Source organism: Gordonia sp. (in: high G+C Gram-positive bacteria) (genome assembly GCF_047606305.1).
Taxonomy (GTDB): Bacteria; Actinomycetota; Actinomycetes; order Mycobacteriales; family Mycobacteriaceae; genus Gordonia.
Genome location: NZ_JASGER010000111.1, coordinates 1 through 3,195, shown reverse-complemented (window position 1 = coordinate 3,195; position 3,195 = coordinate 1). Strand labels below are relative to the sequence as shown.

Annotated in this window: 3 protein-coding genes; 2 read left to right on the top strand and 1 reads right to left on the bottom strand. The window is 72.1% G+C overall.

Annotation, left to right across the window (positions count from 1 at the left end; genetic code table 11):
* Nucleotides 1–133: 133 nt before the first annotated feature.
* Nucleotides 134–301, bottom strand: coding sequence for a hypothetical protein (locus tag QM634_RS14855; protein ID WP_415043551.1), 168 nt, complete (start codon nucleotides 299–301; stop codon nucleotides 134–136).
* Between QM634_RS14855 and QM634_RS14850 the strand changes: the two genes are divergently transcribed.
* Both QM634_RS14850 and QM634_RS14845 read left to right on the top strand, forming a co-directional pair.
* The gene (locus QM634_RS14850) at nucleotides 300–2,255 is read left to right on the top strand and encodes a peptidoglycan D,D-transpeptidase FtsI family protein (RefSeq protein ID WP_415043550.1); all 1,956 of its coding nucleotides are present in this window, start codon (nucleotides 300–302) and stop codon (nucleotides 2,253–2,255) included. The two genes, QM634_RS14855 and QM634_RS14850, sit on opposite strands and share 2 nt — an antisense overlap.
* 30 nt (nucleotides 2,256–2,285) lie before the next feature.
* A partial coding sequence (locus tag QM634_RS14845) for a Mur ligase family protein (protein WP_415043549.1) occupies nucleotides 2,286–3,195 on the top strand: 910 nt, incomplete at its 3' end.

Here is a 3,195-nt window from a genome sequence, read left to right as displayed (position 1 = left end):
GTCAGCCCGCCCAAGCGCCGGCCGACCAGGCCGCCGGGGCCCAGAACACGGCTCCCGCGCAGCCCGGAGCCGCTCCCGCACCGGCGCCCGTGGCGCCGCCGGCCGCAGCCCCGAACGTGCTCCCCGTTCCGTCTCAGGTCGCCAAGCCGCAGCAACCGGGGGTGCGTTCGCGCCCCCAGAGCCGGACGGTCAAACCGCGGAGCCACAGTGCCAAGCCGCGGGCCCAGCGCCCGGCCAACCGCGGCGCGCCGAGGGGAAATCCCCGGCGCAGCCCGTAGCGGCGGGAATGATTGACGATCATGACTCGCGCCGCCTACAACCTCGGAGCTTCCCGTGTGGGGCGGCTGGGACGCAACCGTTCCGACTCCCGCCCGCCGGGGGCCGCGCCGTCGGCTGGGTCCGGCGGTGGTCAGCCGCCCGGCGGCCCGACCAAGCGTCGTCGACGCGGGGGAGAGCGCCCCGACCGCTTCACCCTGCGCACCCGATGGGCCGTGGTCGCCGTCGCGGTCGCGGTGATCGCGATCGTCGCCCGCCTCGTGGTCGTGCACACCGTCGAGGCGCACACGTTGGCCGCGCAGGCGGCCGCCCAGCGCGAATACACCCAGGTCCTCACCGCCAAGCGCGGCTCGATCCTCGACCGCACCGGACGACCGCTGGCCTACACCGACGAGGCCCGCGCCCTGACCTTCCGACCGCAGGCAGTGCGAACCGCCACCGATGCGGCCCACGCGCGTGATCCGAAGCTGCCCGATTCCGGCAAGCGCTTCGAAGAGATCGCCAAGGGCGTCTCGGCGGCCCTGGGCGGCTCGATCTCCGACACCGACCTGCTCGCCAAGCTGAAGAGCTCCGAGGAGTTCGTCTACCTCGCCCGCTCGGTGGCCAGCGACGTCGCCGCGCGCATCGTCGCCGACTACCCGGAGGTGGGCGCGGACCCGGAGAACATCCGCCTCTATCCGGGCGGCTCGCTCGCGGCCAACGTCGTCGGCGACGTCAACTTCGACGGCAACGGGCTGATCGGCCTGGAGTCGTCGATGGACTCGGTCCTGGCCGGCACCAACGGGTCGAAGACCTTCGACCGCGGCTCCGACGGCGCGATCATCCCGGGCAGTGCGCGCAACGTGCATCCGGCGATCAACGGCGCGGCGATCCGTCTGACCCTCGATTCGGACGCCCAGTGGTTCGTCCAGAGCCAGGTCGCCGCCGCCAAGATCGCCTCCGGCGCCAAGCGCGTGGCCGCCGTCGTGCTCGACGCCAAGACCGGCGAGGTGCTGGCCATGGCCAACGACTCGACCTTCAACGCGTCGCGGCCGCTGTCGGAGCAGAAGGACGCCAACCTCGACAACCCGGCTGTCACCACGCCGTTCGAGCCGGGCTCGGTGAACAAGGTCGTCACCGCGTCCGCCGCGATCCAGTACGGCGTGACCACGCCGGACGCCGTGCACAGCGTTCCCGGCTCCATCCGGATGTCGGGGGTGACGGTGAAGGACGCCTGGTCACACGGCACCGAGCGCTTCACCACCACCGGCATCTTCGGCAAGTCGTCGAACGTGGGCACGCTCATGTTGGCCCGCCAGGTCGGGGAGAAGCGGTTCGCCGACATGATCACCGCCTTCGGCCTCGGCCAGCGCACCGGCGTCAGCCTGCCCGGCGAGAGTCCCGGCCAGGTACCGGCGCTGTCCCAATGGTCGGGCGGTTCCTTCGCGAACCTTCCGATCGGGCAGGGCCTGTCGATGACGCTGCTGCAGATGGCGTCGGTGTACCAGACCATCGCCAACAACGGGGTGCGCGTTCCGCCGCGGATCATCGCCGCCGAGACCCGCGACGGCCACCCGGAGTCCGCAATGCCCGCCCCCGAGGGGGTCACCGTCGTCTCGCCGGAGACCGCGGCGACCGTCCGCGACATGTTCCGCGCCGTCGTCCAGAACGACCCGACCGGCATGCAGCGCGGCTCGGGCTTCCAGGCCGCGGTGCCCGGGTACCAGATCTCCGGGAAGACCGGCACCGCCCAGCAGGTCGATCCGCGGTGCAACTGCTACTCGAACTCGCGGTACAACATCACCTTCGCCGGCATCGCGCCCGCGGACAACCCGCGCTACGTGATCGGTCTGGTGATGGACAACCCGCAGCGCAGCTCCGACGGCAGCGGCGGTCAGTCGGCGGGTCCGTTGTTCAGCTCGATCGCCGGATGGCTGCTGCAGCGTGCCCGGGTGCCGTATTCGCCGCCCGCGCCCCGGTTGGTCCTCGAAGCCGGATAGCCGGTGGGCGGGCCGGTAGATTGACACCCCATGGGAACTGAGTCCTTTCGGCCGCAGCGGGTCGAGCCGACGCCATTGCACGAGTTGGCCGCGCTGATCGGCGTCGACGTCGACGGCGCCGACGTCGAGGTCTCGGGTGTGACCCTGCGGGCCCAGCAGGCACACCCCGGGGACTTGTTCGCGGCACTGCCGGGGGCACGTGCCCACGGCGCGCAGTTCGTGGCCGACGCGGTCGACGGCGGGGCGACGGCGGTTCTGACCGATCCGGCGGGTGCCGAGCTGGTCGCGGCGGCGCTGCCGGCCGACCGGCGGCCGGCGCTGATCGTGCACCCCGACCCCCGTTCGGTTCTCGGTGCGGTGAGCTCGTCGGTCTACGGCCATCCCAGTCGGGCGCTGACGGTCATCGGCATCACCGGAACCTCGGGCAAGACGACGACCGCCTTCATGGTGGAGGGCGCACTGCTGGCCGCGGGACGCTCGGTCGGGCTGATCGGCACCGTCGCCACGCGGATCAACGGGGAGACCGAGCCGTCCTCGCTGACCACCCCGGAGGCCCCCGATTTGCAGGGTCTGCTGGCGACGATGGTCGAGCGCGGTGTCGACACCGTGGTCATGGAGGTGTCCAGCCACGCGCTGTCCCTCGGTCGCGTGGCCGGCACGTCCTTCGCCGTCGGCGGCTTCACCAACCTGTCGCAGGACCATTTGGACTTCCATCCGACGATGGCCGACTACTTCCAGGCCAAGTCCGCACTGTTCGACCCGGCCGCACCGACCGCCGCGGCGTCGGCGGTGATCTGCGTCGACGACGACTGGGGCCGTCAGATGGCCGCGATCGCGACCGATCCGGCGACGGTCGAGACGGTCGACGAGGGACGGGTGCCCGACGACCGGCCGGCCGGCCGCTGGACCGCGGTGGTCCCCGCCGCCGCGGGCGCCGCCG

What these genes read in the sequence shown, in the direction of transcription:
- QM634_RS14850 (WP_415043550.1), top strand. Translation starts at nt 300, where the DNA reads ATGACTCGCGCCGCCTACAACCTCGGAGCTTCCCGTGTGGGGCGGCTG.
- QM634_RS14855 (WP_415043551.1), bottom strand. Translation starts at nt 301, where the DNA reads ATGATCGTCAATCATTCCCGCCGCTACGGGCTGCGCCGGGGATTTCCC.